The sequence below is a fragment of the Microvirga arabica genome, assembly GCF_016811235.1.
Lineage (GTDB): Bacteria > Pseudomonadota > Alphaproteobacteria > Rhizobiales > Beijerinckiaceae > Microvirga > Microvirga arabica.
On the sequence record NZ_JAFBID010000041.1, the window covers coordinates 33,984 to 50,382 of the forward strand.

A 16,399-nucleotide genomic window follows, 5' to 3' on the forward strand; every position below is an offset into this window, starting at 1 on the left:
GCAGACAACCTACGAACAGCAGCGCAACACCCAATGGCAAAGAGATATTTCGTTACAGGCGGGGCCGGCTTTATTGGTTCAGCTGTTGTCCGCCTGCTCATCAGCGACACGTCGCACCAGGTGCTCGTCATTGATAAGCTCACGTATGCAGGCAATCTGGACTCGTTAAAACCCGTCGCAGCAAATCCGCGCTACAGTTTCGTGCAAGCCGATATTGCTGATGCTGAGCGCATGCGCACCCTCCTCGACGAGTATCAACCCGATGTCATCATGCATCTCGCTGCAGAGAGCCATGTTGATCGCTCGATCGATGGACCGGGAGAGTTCATCCAAACCAACGTGGTGGGCACATATACGCTGCTCCAAGCTGCTCTTGGCTATTGGCGCGGATTGTCCGCAGAGCGCCAAGCCTCATTCCGCTTTCATCATATCTCGACGGATGAGGTGTTTGGCACACTCGGAGAGGAGGGGTTCTTCCACGAGGAATATCCCTATCAGCCGAGCTCGCCTTACTCAGCCTCGAAAGCCGCCTCCGACCACTTCGTGCGGGCGTGGCATCACACCTATGGTCTGCCGACCCTGGTGACGAACTGCTCCAACAATTATGGACCCTATCACTTTCCTGAAAAACTCATCCCGCTGATCATTCTCAATGCGCTTGAGGGCAAGCCACTTCCGGTCTACGGCAAGGGCGAGAACGTGCGCGATTGGCTCTTTGTCGACGATCATGCCCGGGCGCTGATCCAGGTTGTCGAGCATGGCCGCCCCGGCGAAACCTATGCCATTGGCGGGCATAATGAGCGTCGCAACATCGATGTGGTGCGCGCGATCTGCGCCTTAGTCGACGAACTGGCTCCCGATCAGGCGATCGGGCCGCGGGAAAACCTGATCACGTATGTGACCGATCGTCCAGGACACGACCTGCGCTACGCGATTGATGCCTCGAAGATTGAGCGCGACCTCGGCTGGCGGCCCGAGGAAACCTTTGAAACCGGTCTCCGCAAGACCGTCGAATGGTATCTTACGCACCGTCAGTGGTGGGAGCGGGTGCGCACCGGCGTCTATCGCGGTGAGCGCCTTGGGGTTGCCGTTTAGTCAAACGGAACAAGACTGCGGCAGCGGCTATGGTCGCTCCTAAGGCCGCCCTGCGGAGGACGAATTGGAAGTCTATTCAACAGCCATCCCAGCCGTAAAGGTCGTAAAGTCTCCGCGCTTTGGTGATCACCGCGGCTTTTTCTCAGAAGTATACAACCTCGAGAAGTTCGCGCGAGCCGGCATCACTCTCAATTTCGTCCAAGATAACCACTCACTATCCGCGGAGTCTGGAACAGTGCGGGGGCTGCATTTTCAAAGCCACCCCTTCGCGCAGGACAAGCTTGTGCGGGTTGTCCGAGGCCGAATGATTGATGTGGCCGTTGATATTCGGCGCTCCTCGCCGACCTATGGGCAGCATGTCGCGGTCGAGCTGTCGGCCGAGAATGGTCTGCAACTGCTGGTCCCAGTCGGCTTTGCGCACGGATTCTGTACCCTGGAGCCGAATACGGAAGTCATCTACAAGGTCAGCGGCTACTATTCGGCGGTGGACGACCATGGCCTTGCGTGGGACGATCCGGCGCTTGGAATCGAATGGCCAGTTGCACCTGAATCCGCTGTCCTTTCCGACAAAGATCGTCGTCATCCGCGCTTGGCTGATCTGCCACAGTACTTTGACTAGGCGATCAGAGGCACAGCATGCGGATTGTCGTCACAGGAACGGAAGGGCAGGTCGCGCGCGCACTCCTTGAGCGGGCGTCTGCTCAAGGAGCGCTCATCACGGCAGTCGGGCGGCCTGAATTGGATTTCCTCCAGCCGGAGTCTATAGTACCCGTTATCCGAGCCGCTGCACCGGACGTAATCGTCAATGCAGCGGCCTATACGGCGGTCGATCAAGCCGAAACGGAGCCTGACCTCGCCGCAGCTGTCAACGGCCACGGAGCCGCCGCCGTTGCAGCGGTTGCGGCTGATTTGGGCGTGCCGATTATCCACCTGTCGACGGACTATGTATTCGATGGGGACTTGCATTGGCCCTACTATGAGACCGATCCAGTAGGACCGGTTAGCGCTTATGGGCGTACCAAGCTGGCGGGTGAGCAGGCGGTGAGCGCCGCTACCCCAAATCATGTCATTCTCCGGACGGCCTGGGTCTACAGCCCGTTCGGGAGGAATTTCGTCAAGACGGTTCTGCGATTGGCGGAGACACGCGATGAGCTTTCCATTGTGGCGGATCAGCATGGATCTCCGACAAGTGCTCTCGACATAGCCGACGGAGTTCTCATGGTTTGCCGCAATCTTCTTCTTCGGCCGGCTGATGAAAGCCTCCGGGGTGTGTTTCACATGGCCGGATCAGGGTCCACAACGTGGGCTGGCTTTGCGGCCCGTATCCTCGAAGAATCCGCGAGGCGCGGAGGGCCCCAGGCCCAAATCAAGGATATCGGAACAGTTGACTATCCGACCCCGGCGAAGCGGCCGGCCAACTCGCGGCTGGACTGCTCCAAGCTATTCCAGGTGCACGACGTAAAATTGCCGGACTGGCAGACCTCGCTGCGGGCCTGTGTCGCCCGTCTGGTGGAAGAACAATCGGTTGAAGGAAAAGTACAATGAAGGGCATTATCCTGGCCGGAGGGAGTGGCACACGCCTTCATCCCTTGACGCTTGTGACATCGAAGCAGCTTCTGCCGGTCTATGACAAGCCAATGATTTATTACCCGCTGAGCGTGCTCATGCTAGCGGGCATCCGGGAGATTCTGATCATCTCGACGCCCCATGACATGCCGCAATTCCAGCGGTTGCTTGGCGACGGCTCGCAGTGGGGTCTTGAATTTACCTATGCTGTTCAGCCAAAGCCTGAGGGACTGGCACAGGCTTACCATATTGGCGCCGACTTCGTGCGTGGAGAGGCGTCGGCTCTCGTTCTGGGAGATAACATTTTCTACGGGCATGGCTTGCCGGAACTCATGAACGCGGCGCGAAACCGGGAAAATGGCGCGACAGTGTTTGGTTACTACGTCAATGATCCAGAGCGTTACGGCGTTGTTGAATTTGATCAAGCTGGACGCGCCATCTCGATTGAGGAGAAACCCCAGCATCCCCGTTCACATTGGGCTGTAACCGGCCTCTACTTCTATGATGAGAAGGTTGTTGATATCGCATCGGATATCAGACCTTCCGCGCGCGGTGAGTTGGAAATCACCGACATCAACCGAGTTTATCTGGAGCGGGGTGATCTCAATGTCGAGCGTATGGGGCGTGGCTTCGCCTGGCTGGATACCGGAACGCATGAGAGCCTTATTGACGCGAGTGCATTCGTTCGCGCGCTCGAGCAGCGGCAAGGTCTTCGGATCGCTTGCCCGGAGGAGATCGCATTCACGCTCGGACTGATTAGCCGTGATGATCTTGTGAGCTTGGGGGAGAAACTGGGCAAGAGCGACTACGGTCGCTACCTGATCAGGATCGCAAGTGAAGCGGATGCCTCAGGACAGCGCCTATAGTCCCCGATTCGAAAGCATCACAGGCCGGGATCATTGCCAACAGGCAATTCGCGAAGGGACTCGAATGTTGGATGACCTGCCGCTTGGCGTCCAGGGTGCGGCAGAAAACCTTACCAAGCATGGCCAAGAGGAATGTTCGGATTGGAAGGCGGCACAGGTGACCCTCGATTGTATCGCTAGGCCGCATGCGGGTGGGCCAATCCACGATTAAGCCGTCCGTACATTGAGTTTGAACCCACCGTATCGGACATGCTCAAAGGCATGGACCTTTCCCTACTTAAGCGAACAGCAGGTGTATGATGACGTCGGTCGCTGTTGTGATCCCAACCTATCGTGCCAAAGCGACAATTCTGTCTGTCCTCTCGATGATCGGACCTGAGGTGGAGAGAATTTATGTCGTTGATGACGCCTGTCCAGAGCAGACCGGAAAGTTCGTCAGTGCGCATTGCACAGATCCACGTGTCCATGTGCTTCACAACGAGATCAACCAGGGTGTTGGCGGGGCAACCTTAGCCGGATATCAAGCGGCCGTGGCAGACAATGCAACTGTGATCGTCAAATTGGACGCTGACGCTCAGATGGATCCGGATCTCATCCCCTTTTTTGTCCAGCCGATTCTTTCCGGACAGGCCGATTACACGAAGGGTAATCGTTTCTTCGATGCAATCTCGTTATCCTCAATGCCGCGCGTGCGCATTTTCGGAAACGCCGTCCTGTCCCTGATGACGAAAATTTCAACGGGCTACTGGAGCAACGTTGATCCTTCGAACGGCTACACGGCCATCCATGCTCGGCTTGTGCCCCTCCTGCCCATTGATCGCATCTCAAAACGTTTCTTCTTTGAGACGGACATGCTTTTTTACTTAGGTCTGCTCCGAGCTGTGGTGATCGATATCCCCATCGTAGCGCACTATGGAGACGAAGAAAGTAATCTTAAAATAAAGTCTGTTTTGCTTCCATTCACGTGGGCGCATTGTACGCGCTTTTTCCGGCGGGTTGCATTGAATTACTTCGTAAGAGATTTTTCTTTTGCCTCTCTCTGCCTTTTGGCAGGGGTTCCTCTCTTTATATTCGGGTTGATCTATGGAGTTGCAAACTGGATTGCTCATCTTGGCAGCATGGCCCCGACTCCCACCGGCACCATAATGATTGCGACTCTGTCGGTCTTGCTTGGCATGCAGTTTCTTCTGTTCTTCTTTTCCGCTGATATTGCTGCTGCCCCACGTCGACCGCTGCATTTGCTCCTCAGTACTGAGGTGGTTAGGCCTCTGAAACAATTCGCTGGCAGGGAAAAAGTTGATTGTACAACGTCTTCGAAGGACCCGTAATTTTGATGGGCTGTGAAGGAGAGCCTTGCTCATCTGTGTGATCTGCGGGTCTTTCTCAGATCGTGCTAAGCCGATGATATATCTAGCTCAGATCGCTGGAGCCAACATGCTGACCCGAGTGGGACATGCGTAACTTGGACCAAGTTATGGATCGTTTGCCGTCTAGAGCGCTAAGGCTGGCGCACCGCGCTGGATAGCAAGGCCCTTCAGCTAAGCTATTATGAGGTTGCAACAGCCTGAGCGCCAGATTGAGGAGTTGCCTCAACCGACATTGCGGGAGTGGTCGTTTTCGCCCGGAGTGAAATGCCGGCATGTGCCGCCAATTGCAGGCAGTCTTCTCTCGGATAGCGCTCACCCAATCTTTTTGAACGCAAAGTATCCAATGTCGGAATGAGTCAAGTGCCCAAGCAGTCTCATACCCTGCGCGGCGACGTAGAGCGCACTGGCCTGAAGAGCGCCGATATTTCGGTCGTAGCGGATACGCTCGTAGAGACCGTTGGTGGCTATGGCTTCGAGTTCTCCCTGCTGCACTAACTGAAAGCCCGTGCGCTCCATCAACCTAGGTAAGGTCGCCGCGGAAAAGTAGCTTAGATGAGGCGAGGGGAGACCTGTTTGCCACATCCGCTCATAGGGCCCCTTAACGCCAATCTTGGCCGCCGCTCGGGTCGCGCGAAACACAGCCCCATCCGAGACTGGAAGATTGATGATGGCAAACCCGTTCGCTTTCAGCCGAGAATGAACCGCCTGTGCCATTGCAGGCACATCTGGCAGATGCTCAAAGACATCGTTGAATGTAATCACATTAAACTGCCGTCCAGCAGGAAGCGCATCGGGGAAAAATCCGGTCACCACCTCGTGTCCGGCGGCAAGTGCGCGCCCTGCCATTTCCTTGTCAGGCTCAATGCCAATGGCCTTGTACCCCCGCCCTTTTGCGGCTTCCAGAAACCAGCCATGGGCGCAGCCGACATCAAGGATCTCGGCGTCAGACGGGAAGAGGGATCCGCACTCATCCAAGATTTGCCTGAAGTTTGCCGTCCGGATCGGCTTCAAGGCATGCTCACGAGCTGTTTCGTCAATGCGCTCGATCTCGTTAATCTGGACTGGAAGTGTGCTTTTGAAGAATCCACATGATGGGCACCGGTAAGTTTCCGGCAGGACATCCGGCGAGACCATGGCCGAGCAGATATCGCATTTCATCGAGTTCTCACGCTTGTAAGTCAGCACCGGTATCCTTTAGAAGACCTGCGGTTTTTGAGATAGAGTCTGTGAAGTATATTTTTCTCCTGAGCACGATAGTCCTCTTGGCTGTGGGGCAGATCCTGTTCAAGCTTTCTGCCGGCCATGCGCCATCAAGTCGCTGGGCGTTCCTGCTCAGTCCACCGTTTTTGGCTGCGCTTGTGACCTATGCGGCCGCAACCCTTCTTTGGGTTTTCACCCTGAGATTCTGGCCACTGAGCGTCGCCTATGCCGCCCAAGCATTGACGATTGCGATTGTTCTCACAATTAGCGTGTTGATCTTTGGTGAGACGCTGACGCAGATGCAGTGTATCGGCGCCGCGATTATCTTGGCAGGATTGATCGTGCTTGCTCTAGGTTGATGACCAAGGCCATTCATAGAGATCCTCTATTCAAGGCCAAGCTACCCTGCTGCAACTCCGGTTTGGAGTCAGTGATGAACCCTAATTGGCGTCCGTTGCCAAACTGGGACACTGTTGGCTACCCCAATCCTGTCCCAAGCCACCTGCAGTCCGGAATCCCGCAACTGCTGAGAGTACTGCCTAAGACGGACTTCAGATCCGACAAAGAAGAGCGCCGCCTGCAGGGGAAGGGCTTTTAGCACATCTGCGGACGGAAACCCACCAAGATCCCGTCCACCAGCAACACCAGGCTGCATCCATGATCCATTCATGAAGCGGCAGGTTGTTGCGCTCTCCGCGTACTCCCATGCTTTAGCCGGCTGAATCGTCACCAGGGCCTCAGGAATGTGTGTTGAGTCGCTTATGATCATGCATTCTCTCCCAGAACTGGCTTGTATGAGCGTTCGCTGCATCTGCACGAGTTGATCCCTGGTGACTTTCTGCGACTTGTTGACATTGGCATAGACAAGAGAGTCGGAGTGCATCATTGCGATCGCAATGAGTGCGACTATGGATACGCCACCAATCAACACAGTTCTGAAGAGGCTCTTCGCCGAATGGATGAGGCATAGAGCTGCGACGGCAGCTTGTGCAAATACCATCGCCTGGATGGCCCAAAGGAACCAACGAGCGAAGTCCGGAGCCAGGCCCGACGGCACCACGCCGAGTGCCAACGCGAGGGAAGCAACGAAGGCAGAGAAAAAGACCAGCGCCCCACACCCAAGATTGGGTAACTTAGTGATATGCGCGACTGCAATTGAGAAAACGGTGCAAGCGGAAAGCGCTAAGCCACGGTAGGGAAATCCTGAAATGCCAAAGTCTGCATCGGTATAGATGACGATAAAGGAATTGCGCGCCAGAATGGTGGAAAGCAAGGCATAGAGCCCATGCAACGGTTGAAAAGTGAAGCTGCCAGCTCGCGGATCGGTCAAGGCATCATGAAGGAAAATCAACATCAACCCGGCGGGTATCGCGCCAATGAAAACAATGCGAAGGGCATCCACCCATAGTATACGCTTCGTGAAGAGGGCAAATATTGTGTATGAACCTAGTAACGCAGCAAGCATGTGCAGCATCGTATAATGAATTAATATTAGGCCAAAAGTGGCTGTAGCCGCCAGCATTGTCCCAACATTCGATCGAGATCCGTCTACTGCCATCACTATGACGAGGGGAGCAAACAAGATAGCCAATAAAACAGCGTTCTTGCCTGCAAACGGTAGTGCGAAGCCGATGGTTCTCTCAATGCCGAAGAACACTAGGTAGGTGGCTAGTAGCGTTTGCCATGACTGGATTGGAACCGGAAATAGACGTTTCTGCATCCATGCCCATGTCACAGGGATCAATGCAACGGTGGCGATATTCAAAACTTTGAAGACAAAATACGCGTCTACCGCGGGAACAAAAGCCATCACAGGCGAGAATAGGATTGGGTAGCCTGGCGGGTAAGAATAAGCAGAGCTGCCGCGAACAAACTCATCGAGTGAGAGTTTCCCGAAAGTAACAATCTTGGCCAGTAAGGGAACTGCGATTGGGTCGTGAGCTGGAAGCACATAACCTGAGCGATATACGAAAGCGATGAAAGCTATAAAGAAAGATACGACCACGACACAGTTAGAAGTTGATGCACGACCGGGTACACGGGCGGAGGCGTCGGAGATCGGTCTGCATGCCGCTAGTCCAAGGATAAATGCTCCTGAAATCGCGATTAGTGAGCCCCACGTAGGGATGTGCAGCCTCAAAGCAATAAACTCGAGCGCTAATGCTGAGAGAGTAAACAACAAACCTGCAAGTATGCAGTGATCCTTCTTTGTCAGGTAAAGCACAGTAAGCCTCGGTGTAATCAAGCCTTATTCATTGGCGCAGGGATGCCTGCGAATGCTCGCTAAGGCAATATGGTTTGCGCCGGGTGGGCGGCTTGGCCAAATGTCTTCACGATCTAACGCTCTGGATGCGAGACGTCCTTGGCATGAGCGACGACCCGAAGGGCTCGGGCAAGTGCTCTGGGATCGGGCGACTTTGAGCGCCAGAGGGCCAGCCTCGGCTCACTCTTCAAAGCCACCAGCGATAAAGCTGGATCCTCTGTCCGTCGGGAATTGCGTTCGACCGGAGTATCAAACGAATAGGAGGTCCGTGGATTTCTGATGGTCCTCACCCAAATTACCGTAGAGTTCATCTAACGCGCTAGCTGTTAGCGTAGAGAACTGCTTTGCCTCAGATGAAAGGTCAGCAAACTCCGAGTAGATTCCCGAGCACACAATGTCACGCAGCAACTTATAGGCATCCAGCCGCTTCATCGCGTAGGGCCAGAACTCAGTCACCAGTGGTGGCGACGTTGAGATAATGCGCTGAGCCCCGCTGAGTGCCAATCCTTCGTATCCTTGGATATCCATGAATATCAGGGTACGCCTAGCCTCAAAACTATCAGCAAAATTATCAAGAGGTTGGACTTTTATTGTTTGCCTTTGTCGTGACGCCTCGTCCATAGCATCATTATCGAGGAATTTCCCCACGATACGATAGTCGCCGGTATTGCCTTCACCGATCATCAGTTCGGCAGTGCTAGATTCTGCCCCGAGTGCTGTATTATGGAAAGTTATCCGATCATCAACTTCGTTGAGAACAGCGTTCGCGCGAAGAAGCTTGAAAAGCCTCTTCTCTGGTTCGAATGCGACTGCTTTCTTAACAAGATTGCGATTCACTGCTGGAATGCAAATCGAGCCAATGTTAGCTCCAATATCCCAGAGTATCTCAATAGGTTCGCTTTTAACTTGGTTTACAAGTTTCATGGCATCTTTGAATTTCGAAAAATCGCTTTCCCCGTTCATAAAAAGCGGGTATCCGATGGCCATGTCTCCTGGAACTACAACGTAAGTCTCCGGGCCCTCGGCAATCATAAGTCTCTGGTTCTCGAAGTAAAAGAACCCAGCCTTCGTCTCCTCGTTGACTAACCTCTTTTCGAAGAGGGTTCTTAGCGCAAAACGGTCTGCTTTATCTTCCTCAGTGAGCATGTAATCTCCCATTGAAATCAGTTCGCGGCTTGGCGCAAAAGTATCCTATTTACAGCAGCGCGCCGGCAGTGGATCATGATTCGCCATGAGACGTGTTGATGATGCAATGGGATAGCAGTAAGGCGCTGGATCCGTCAGAACCGCCACTGCTCTAGAATTGCAGCCAGTCATAGAATGTAGTAGTGAGATAGTGGTTTCATCGGCGGTTGAAGACTTGATCTATCAGTTTTAAGTGATCTTCCGTAACACCACTGTGAAACGGTAAGCAGAGTACACGCGTCTTTACAGTCTCAACATACGGTTCCTCATAAGCTGAGTGTATGACATTGCCTTTATAGGGAGAGAAATCTGTGCATATCGGATGAAAATACTTTCTTGAGAATATGCCCGCTTGCTTCAGCTCTTTGTAAATGTCGTCTCTGCTCCGGGAAAAAACCACAGGATCAATTACAATATGGTAATACTGCTCGGAATTCGACACACCAGATTGTTCCTTTGGCGTTCGAATACCGGCTACATTGTGCAAAATGTTATTATAATCCCGCCGCAACTCAGCGCGAATTGCGCGCTCTCGATTAACTAGTTGCAAGTTAAGCAGTCCTATTGCGGCCTGCATCTCGTTCATTTTTCCATTGATGCCTATATCTACGACTTCTTCTTCGTTCTTGATGCCAAAATTACGAAGAAAATACACGCGATCTTTGTCTATAGCGCTCTGGGTAGTAATCAACCCTCCCTCGAACGTATTGAACAGTTTGGTGGCGTGAAAGGAAAAAACCGAAACGTCACCGAAAGTTCCGATCGGTACACCGGATATAGTGGTTCCAAACACATGTGCCGCGTCGTAGATCAGCCGAATTCCATTTCGGTTTGCGATATCTTGAAGCTTAACAGTGTCGCATACCGTGCCATAAACATGAACTGCTAGGATGGCGGATGTCTTGGCGGTGATTGCCTTCTCTACCGCCTTGGGATCAATCGTAAGTGTTTCCGGGTCAACATCGGCGAACACCGGCTTCAGGCCATTCCATGTAATCGAATGCGCAGTTGCAGCGAATGTCAGCGGCGTCGTGATCACCTCACTCCCAGGGGGTAAATCTAGCATCTTCAGCGCGACGAGTAGAGCTATAGTCCCATTGTTGAACAACATAGCGCAGGGAGCCCCGAGATAGCTCTCGAGCGCTTGCTCTAGCTTTTGGTGAAATGGACCGTTGTTGGTGAGTACTTCGCTTCGCCAAATTTCCTCGAGGTAGGGAATAAAGTCTTCAAGCTTAGGCAGCACAGGTTTCGCGACAAAAAGAGGTGACGTCATATTAGGGTTATCCAACTGAGGAAGGGAACTAGGGTCCATCAGAGCATCAGTTAATGGGGAAGCGCACCAAGAACACTATACCTGTCGCGCCTGAGGAATAAATTGTAGGCGTCCTCTAACCCGCTTTGTGAACAGTACTCGCTGAACAGGATGCCAGCCCTATTTCCCTGCCTAGCCAATAGCATTTCGCCCATACAGGTTATAGGATAAAATGCTAAGATTGGTGAATTATGAGTGAAAACGATTCCGCCATATTCAACGTTATAATCAGCTGTCACTGTGTGCCGGAGTATGTAGCGTTTCGCTGGGTTGTTAGCTTCGAGCTCATACCCTGCCAGAGATGCCGCATATTTCGCTCCATAGCGGAACCCAGTGCTATATTCGATTAGTAAGGGATAAAGATCGCCAGGGCATCTGCGTGAGACCTCAACAATCATCGGTCCTTGAGCTGACAAAATGAATTGTGTGTGCAAAAGGCCATTTTTCAAGCGCAGATGCGCCGCCAACCGCTCCAAGGCCCCCTTTAGCCGTTCTCCATGTTTGCTAGGGAAATTGTCAACCACGAAACTAGTGTCAACGGCATACGGATTTGTCGACGAGCCTTCTTTCACGAAAAACACATCGGTAAATCGTTGATCTTTTAAGAAGCCACTACAGCTGTAAAGAGCATTTCCTACGTAAGTTTCGATGAGCGACTCGCCACAGCGGCTGGCGGCCCGAGCTTGCGCGATTGCGGCGGCCTGCGCCAGCATATCGGCGCCGTCGAATACTGAAATTCCGCGTCCGCTATAAGAATCGACTGGTTTACAAATGTAACGTCCTTCTCGGGGGAAAGAGACTGAGTTCACCACTCGCGGTGCAGGGAGATCAAGTTGATCACAAAGCGCACGAAACCGGGCCTTATTAGATAACCAGGAGTTCGTCTCCGCGTCATCAAGCAGTTGAACATTTGAAGATAGCTGTACGCATGTTTCCAGAGATACATCCGTACAACCTGGAATAACGCACTCTATGCCTAACTGATTGATATGAGCCTGCACGCCGGAAACGTCGCCGTAGTTGTGATCCACCCATCTAGTCTCCGCGACTCGGGCCAACAAGTCTGCCGGCCTATTCCCCATAACCCAAACGTCATGGCCGGCCTCGATAAGCCCCTTATATATGGGGGCGGCTGCAAATGCTGAATCTAGGAGTAGAACCTTCACTTCAAGTTCCCGCTTTGGTCGCTTAAGATACTTCCGATAGATAAACTATGCCATGACGGTGGATCGACTTGTTTATCGCCTGAACGACAAGCATGTTCTTGTAACCATCACGTGCAGACACTTTGGGCATGGCGTTGGTATGGATGACGTCAACGAAATGATCAAGCTGACGCCTTAGAGGGTCATCAGGAATAAAGTCTAGCTCTTCTTCTTCGAATGGTGACCACCAAGAGGGTTCCAAATTCCCGGAGTAATATCGGACACGCATGCTAGGAAAATCGAGGGACCCATTGGAACCGGCGAAATGGTAACAATCACTCGCTGGGTAGTGGGGATACTTTCGGTTTTCACCGCTAGTCATCTCCCAACTTTTGTTACTGGCAGCGACATCGGACAATAAGAAACTTCCAAGAGCGCCGCTGGTAAATCGCAGCGTGATTGCTACGGTGTCTTCAACTTCAAATCCCCGTACCGAGTTTGAAGCGTCTGCGAACACGCTAGCGATCTCTCCGAACAGAAGTCGCATAATCCCAATTTCGTGAATAAGATTGATTAGAAGCGGACCACCGCCCATTCGCGTGCGCCAAGGTCCATCCAAAAAGTACTGAGTGGGTTTATGAAACAGTGCTGAACCTTGCAGTGCTACAGGTCGCCCAAATTCCACTGACCGCAGGAATTTCTCAGCAGCTTCCAGTAATGTACTATATGTCCGATGGTGCCCAACAAGAATAGGAATTCCAGTTTGTTCCGAGAGGTCGGCCAAGTCACGCGCCGATTCCAATGTATCTGTAACCGGCTTTTCTACAAGCGCCGGAATACCATTTTGGACGCAAACTGTCGCCTGCTCTGCGTGAAAGTTGTTGGGAGAACTGATTATGACTCCGTCAAAATTGTCCGACGTGAGAGCTTCTCCAATATCCTTGAAGAGTGGCACCTCTAACGATTGACAAAAGGTTAGGTTAGGCTCAGAGGGAGGAGCCACAACACCGCCCAGGTGGCACTTGGGGTGGTTTGATAGAAGCTCTGCATGCTGGCGACCGATAAGCCCAGGTCCCGACAATAAGATGTTAAGCTGACGTGTCATTTAAGAGAGCCCATTTCCGGATTGCCTGCGAAGTTGATTGTACGTCTTGTGACTCTATTCACTGCGCATGCGCAACTTTATCGCACGGTTGTGGCCATTCATTTTCAATCGATCTCGCTCGCATAGGATATTGCGCTTTGATATCTGCCAAGATCTCTATTCCTAAGGAATAATACAACTCGCTAGTTCGCCAAAGCGAGTTGGCCAACTATAGGCGGATCCCACTATGGCTCGTCATATGAAGCGGATAGTACTCAAAATCCCTCCTAATCAGCTTCAGTACCCGATGGATGTAGTCTTCCTTCGAATAAAGACGGTGGTACAAGTCGATCATCGCTTTATTTGCAGATTGATAGGCTGAATAGCTATTTTCTAGGTATTTTATCCTGTCAACGATATTGTTCTCCATATCCTCACCAGACGAAAAAATGTTCTTGAAATGGAGCATATCGGGCGAGGGAAAAAATTCATCATTATAAACTGCGAAACCGACACCACCTTGGTGGATTGGTTGCGCCAGATAACCATCGAAGCCTTCTCCGAAGGTGATCGAGAACCTGCAGCGCGTCGCTAAGTCCATGTACTCATCAAACGTGACGTCTCGTATTTCTCTTAAAGTATAGTCTGGAAGATGCTCACGAAGTCTTGCGAGCGTTGATTCTCGCCAAGGAGAGTCGTCGGGAGAGTAGATAATCAACTTATCCTTGTCTTGGAAAGAAAGTGGTTCGTACCCACTTAGATCAGTATAAGCTGGGAGAAGAAGAGTAGGCAGATCATACTTGTCCGCAAATTTCTGACTGAAATAGGCATGGTGCGCAACAGATTGCGATATGCCATCAGCGATGCTTCTCAAATCAGTGAAATCCTCCTTCTCGGGCATTATATCGGTCTTCTGGTTCAGAATGTTTACAAAAAGTCGTTCACGTGACCTGAGGTAGTGCATCATGTCATGATCGATAGACCTAACAAATCCAGGTGCCGCGTACTCTGGAATATGAATATATACCGTCTTGGCAGCGCGGCACCTTTGCAACTGCTCGAACCTGAAGACATCTTCACTGTTTCTGAAATTTTTTTGTCTCGTGTAGGTGACGTTGCTCCTCGTCGGACGCGTCATCAGTAAGACAAAATATTCATGCTTAAACCGAAGATTATATACCGTCTTGGCGATCGAAAAAAATGAATAGATCCCTCCGCTCATTGTGTTGTGCTCAGGAATCAGAATCACCATGACGTTTTCAGCAGACTCGGCGGCGAGAGGAAATGTTTGATCCTGGACCGAGTGGAAGGCGTACGCGTGATCGAAATCACTTGGCAATCTTCCAGAAGATGCGCTCCGAGGCTCCAGCGGCCGCCCTTCTCTTAAACCAAATTCGATATAATGTGTGAATGGCTCCAGACCGGAAGCTGCAACATCAGGATTGCTCGCCAAGTAGCCCTTGACGCTGAAATTCGGTGTGGGATTACGCCCCTCCTTCCAGCCGAACTGAAGATAGTGATCAAGGGGATCAGCCTCCTGGGCCTTAACGTCAGGATTGGTCTCAAGATACCAATCTCCAGCGAAAAACATCCTTACATCTGGCTTTCGGATAATATCCGAACTTCCGTCTAACGACTCGGCGGCGAGAGGAAATGTTTGATCCTGGACCGAGTGGAAGGCGTACGCGTGATCGAAATCACTTGGCAATCTTCCAGAAGATGCGCTCCGAGGCTCCAGCGGCCGCCCTTCTCTTAAACCAAATTCGATATAATGTGTGAATGGCTCCAGACCGGAAGCTGCAACATCAGGATTGCTCGCCAAGTAGCCCTTGACGCTGAAATTCGGTGTGGGATTACGCCCCTCCTTCCAGCCGAACTGAAGATAGTGATCAAGGGGATCAGCCTCCTGGGCCTTAACGTCAGGATTGGTCTCAAGATACCAATCTCCAGCGAAAAACATCCTTACATCTGGCTTTCGGATAGTATCCGAACTTTCACCGACTTCCTGCCTTTGACCTATCTTTCGCCTGATTTTGGCCAGCAAATCATTCATTGGAGCCGTCTCCGTAGCTCGTGCTATGGTAAGTATGCATAGCAAAATTTTGTGTGGGGTCCTTTACACACGATTCCATAACCACGCCAGACGTTTCGTGAACATGAACAGCTGTTGATCTCGGATGTTGATAACGGGTGAACAGCATCGGGTGGCAGCGACGTCTCCGACGCCGCTGACCTTCTCCCTGGAATTTGGACCAGCCAAAATGAAAATTGTTCCGTAATGTCTCCCGGTTGGGAGAAGAGGAAAGGCCATGCAGGTGTCCAGGTTCTCAGAGCATCAGACTTACCGGGCATGTTTGCCAAGAGCACAGCCGATGTCGCTCAGCGATGTGCGAGTTTTGCACTGAGTCCAGAGTTCCCTTTTCTGCTCTGCTGATAAGCCCGGCTGCCCGTTGCGCGCGATCGAATATCCTTCAGACAATGAAAAATCGCTCCCCGGGCGCTGACCTGTTGAGTACATCGCTGTGGGATGACGTAATCGTCGCACCGACGCGCGCTCGCTATCTATTCGTCTTTTTTATTTGATTGTGTATAGGTGCCGTTTCATGCCGCTTGTTGCGGCGCACGATGAGCATTGAAGAAAGGACACGGGGGTAAGTGTCATGACTGAGCGGTGGACGCCCGACAGCTGGAGAAACAAGCCGATCCAGCAGGTTCCAGCCTATCCGGACCTTGAGGCGCTTGAGAGCGTCGAGCAGCAGCTCGCCGGCTTTCCTCCGCTTGTCTTTGCCGGCGAGGCCCGCAAGCTGAAGAAGACCCTGGCCAAGGTCGCCAAAGGCGAGGCCTTCCTGCTCCAGGGCGGCGATTGCGCCGAGAGCTTCGCCGAGCATTCGGCCGACAACATCCGCGATTTCTTCCGCCTGTTCCTGCAGATGGCCGTGGTGCTCACCTATGCGGGCGGCTCGCCCGTGGTGAGGGTCGGCCGCGTGGCTGGCCAGTTTGCCAAGCCGCGTTCGGCTCCGACCGAGACCATCGACGGCGTCGAGCTGCCGAGCTACCGGGGCGACATCATCAGCGACATCGCCTTCACGCCCGAGGCCCGCACGCCCGATCCGCGCCGCCAGCTCATGGCCTACCGCCAGTCGGCCGCGACGCTCAACCTGATCCGCGCCTTTGCGACCGGCGGTTACGCCAATCTCGAGAACGCCCATCGCTGGATGCTCGGCTTCGTGAAGGATTCACCGCAATCCTCGCGCTATAGCGAGCTGGCCGAGCGGATCACCGAGAGCATCAACTTCATGCGGGCCATCGGGATCGA

14 protein-coding genes are annotated in these 16,399 nt (G+C 52.6%); 7 read left to right on the forward strand and 7 right to left on the reverse strand.

The window, feature by feature from the left end:
* The first annotated feature begins 33 nt into the window (after nucleotides 1-33).
* The 5 genes from rfbB to JQC81_RS19155 all read left to right on the forward strand — a co-directional run bounded on the left by rfbB (nucleotide 34) and on the right by JQC81_RS19155 (nucleotide 4,855).
* Entirely contained in the window at nucleotides 34-1,095 is a 1,062-nt protein-coding gene (gene rfbB, locus JQC81_RS19135) for a dTDP-glucose 4,6-dehydratase (protein ID WP_203273373.1), read from the forward strand.
* A 64-nt stretch (nucleotides 1,096-1,159) separates the two neighbouring features.
* Entirely contained in the window at nucleotides 1,160-1,714 is a 555-nt protein-coding gene (gene rfbC, locus JQC81_RS19140) for a dTDP-4-dehydrorhamnose 3,5-epimerase (protein ID WP_203273374.1), read from the forward strand.
* Between the two features lie 17 nt (nucleotides 1,715-1,731).
* Nucleotides 1,732-2,640 carry a dTDP-4-dehydrorhamnose reductase gene (rfbD, locus tag JQC81_RS19145; RefSeq protein WP_203273375.1) on the forward strand — a complete coding sequence of 303 codons (909 nt, stop codon included), beginning with the start codon at nucleotides 1,732-1,734 and terminating at the stop codon, nucleotides 2,638-2,640.
* Complete coding sequence (rfbA, locus tag JQC81_RS19150) at nucleotides 2,637-3,527, forward strand: glucose-1-phosphate thymidylyltransferase RfbA (RefSeq protein ID WP_203273376.1); 891 nt, start codon at nucleotides 2,637-2,639, stop codon at nucleotides 3,525-3,527. Before rfbD ends, rfbA begins: the two co-directional genes overlap by 4 nt.
* A gap of 299 nt (nucleotides 3,528-3,826) precedes the next feature.
* On the forward strand, nucleotides 3,827-4,855 hold the full coding sequence (locus JQC81_RS19155) for a glycosyltransferase family 2 protein (RefSeq protein ID WP_246520527.1): 1,029 nt from the start codon (nucleotides 3,827-3,829) through the stop codon (nucleotides 4,853-4,855).
* A 351-nt stretch (nucleotides 4,856-5,206) separates the two neighbouring features.
* On the opposite strand, the gene JQC81_RS19160 is transcribed toward JQC81_RS19155, so the two are convergent.
* Nucleotides 5,207-6,079, reverse strand: a complete 873-nt coding sequence (locus JQC81_RS19160) for a class I SAM-dependent methyltransferase (RefSeq protein ID WP_203273378.1) — start codon at nucleotides 6,077-6,079, stop codon at nucleotides 5,207-5,209.
* 41 nt (nucleotides 6,080-6,120) lie between these two features.
* On the opposite strand from JQC81_RS19160, the gene JQC81_RS19165 reads away from it, so the two are divergent.
* Nucleotides 6,121-6,453 carry an SMR family transporter gene (locus tag JQC81_RS19165; RefSeq protein ID WP_203273379.1) on the forward strand — a complete coding sequence of 111 codons (333 nt, stop codon included), beginning with the start codon at nucleotides 6,121-6,123 and terminating at the stop codon, nucleotides 6,451-6,453.
* Between the two features lie 68 nt (nucleotides 6,454-6,521).
* On the opposite strand, the gene JQC81_RS19170 is transcribed toward JQC81_RS19165, so the two are convergent.
* The 6 genes from JQC81_RS19170 to JQC81_RS19195 form a co-directional block, all read right to left on the reverse strand.
* Entirely contained in the window at nucleotides 6,522-8,318 is a 1,797-nt protein-coding gene (locus tag JQC81_RS19170; protein WP_203273380.1) for a hypothetical protein, read from the reverse strand.
* 288 nt (nucleotides 8,319-8,606) lie between these two features.
* Nucleotides 8,607-9,503, reverse strand: coding sequence for an FkbM family methyltransferase (locus JQC81_RS19175; RefSeq protein WP_203273381.1), 897 nt, complete (start codon nucleotides 9,501-9,503; stop codon nucleotides 8,607-8,609).
* A gap of 196 nt (nucleotides 9,504-9,699) precedes the next feature.
* Nucleotides 9,700-10,815, reverse strand: a complete 1,116-nt coding sequence (locus tag JQC81_RS19180; protein WP_203273382.1) for a DegT/DnrJ/EryC1/StrS family aminotransferase — start codon at nucleotides 10,813-10,815, stop codon at nucleotides 9,700-9,702.
* Between the two features lie 50 nt (nucleotides 10,816-10,865).
* The gene (locus JQC81_RS19185; RefSeq protein WP_203273383.1) at nucleotides 10,866-11,885 is read right to left on the reverse strand and encodes an ATP-grasp domain-containing protein; all 1,020 of its coding nucleotides are present in this window, start codon (nucleotides 11,883-11,885) and stop codon (nucleotides 10,866-10,868) included.
* A gap of 157 nt (nucleotides 11,886-12,042) precedes the next feature.
* Complete coding sequence (locus tag JQC81_RS19190) at nucleotides 12,043-13,104, reverse strand: Gfo/Idh/MocA family protein (protein WP_203273384.1); 1,062 nt, start codon at nucleotides 13,102-13,104, stop codon at nucleotides 12,043-12,045.
* A gap of 208 nt (nucleotides 13,105-13,312) precedes the next feature.
* The gene (locus JQC81_RS19195) at nucleotides 13,313-15,136 is read right to left on the reverse strand and encodes a hypothetical protein (RefSeq protein WP_203273385.1); all 1,824 of its coding nucleotides are present in this window, start codon (nucleotides 15,134-15,136) and stop codon (nucleotides 13,313-13,315) included.
* Between the two features lie 607 nt (nucleotides 15,137-15,743).
* Between JQC81_RS19195 and JQC81_RS19200 the strand changes: the two genes are divergently transcribed.
* Nucleotides 15,744-16,399, forward strand: a 656-nt coding sequence (locus JQC81_RS19200; RefSeq protein ID WP_203273386.1) for a 3-deoxy-7-phosphoheptulonate synthase, incomplete at its 3' end; no start/stop codon positions are given.

Coding starts and splice junctions, on each gene's coding strand:
- JQC81_RS19175 (WP_203273381.1), bottom strand. CDS start 9,503: ATGCTCACTGAGGAAGATAAAGCAGACCGTTTTGCGCTAAGAACCCTC.
- rfbD (WP_203273375.1), top strand. CDS start 1,732: ATGCGGATTGTCGTCACAGGAACGGAAGGGCAGGTCGCGCGCGCACTC.
- JQC81_RS19155 (WP_246520527.1), top strand. CDS start 3,827: ATGACGTCGGTCGCTGTTGTGATCCCAACCTATCGTGCCAAAGCGACA.
- JQC81_RS19195 (WP_203273385.1), bottom strand. CDS start 15,136: ATGAATGATTTGCTGGCCAAAATCAGGCGAAAGATAGGTCAAAGGCAG.
- JQC81_RS19180 (WP_203273382.1), bottom strand. CDS start 10,815: ATGACGTCACCTCTTTTTGTCGCGAAACCTGTGCTGCCTAAGCTTGAA.
- JQC81_RS19190 (WP_203273384.1), bottom strand. CDS start 13,104: ATGACACGTCAGCTTAACATCTTATTGTCGGGACCTGGGCTTATCGGT.
- rfbB (WP_203273373.1), top strand. CDS start 34: ATGGCAAAGAGATATTTCGTTACAGGCGGGGCCGGCTTTATTGGTTCA.
- rfbA (WP_203273376.1), top strand. CDS start 2,637: ATGAAGGGCATTATCCTGGCCGGAGGGAGTGGCACACGCCTTCATCCC.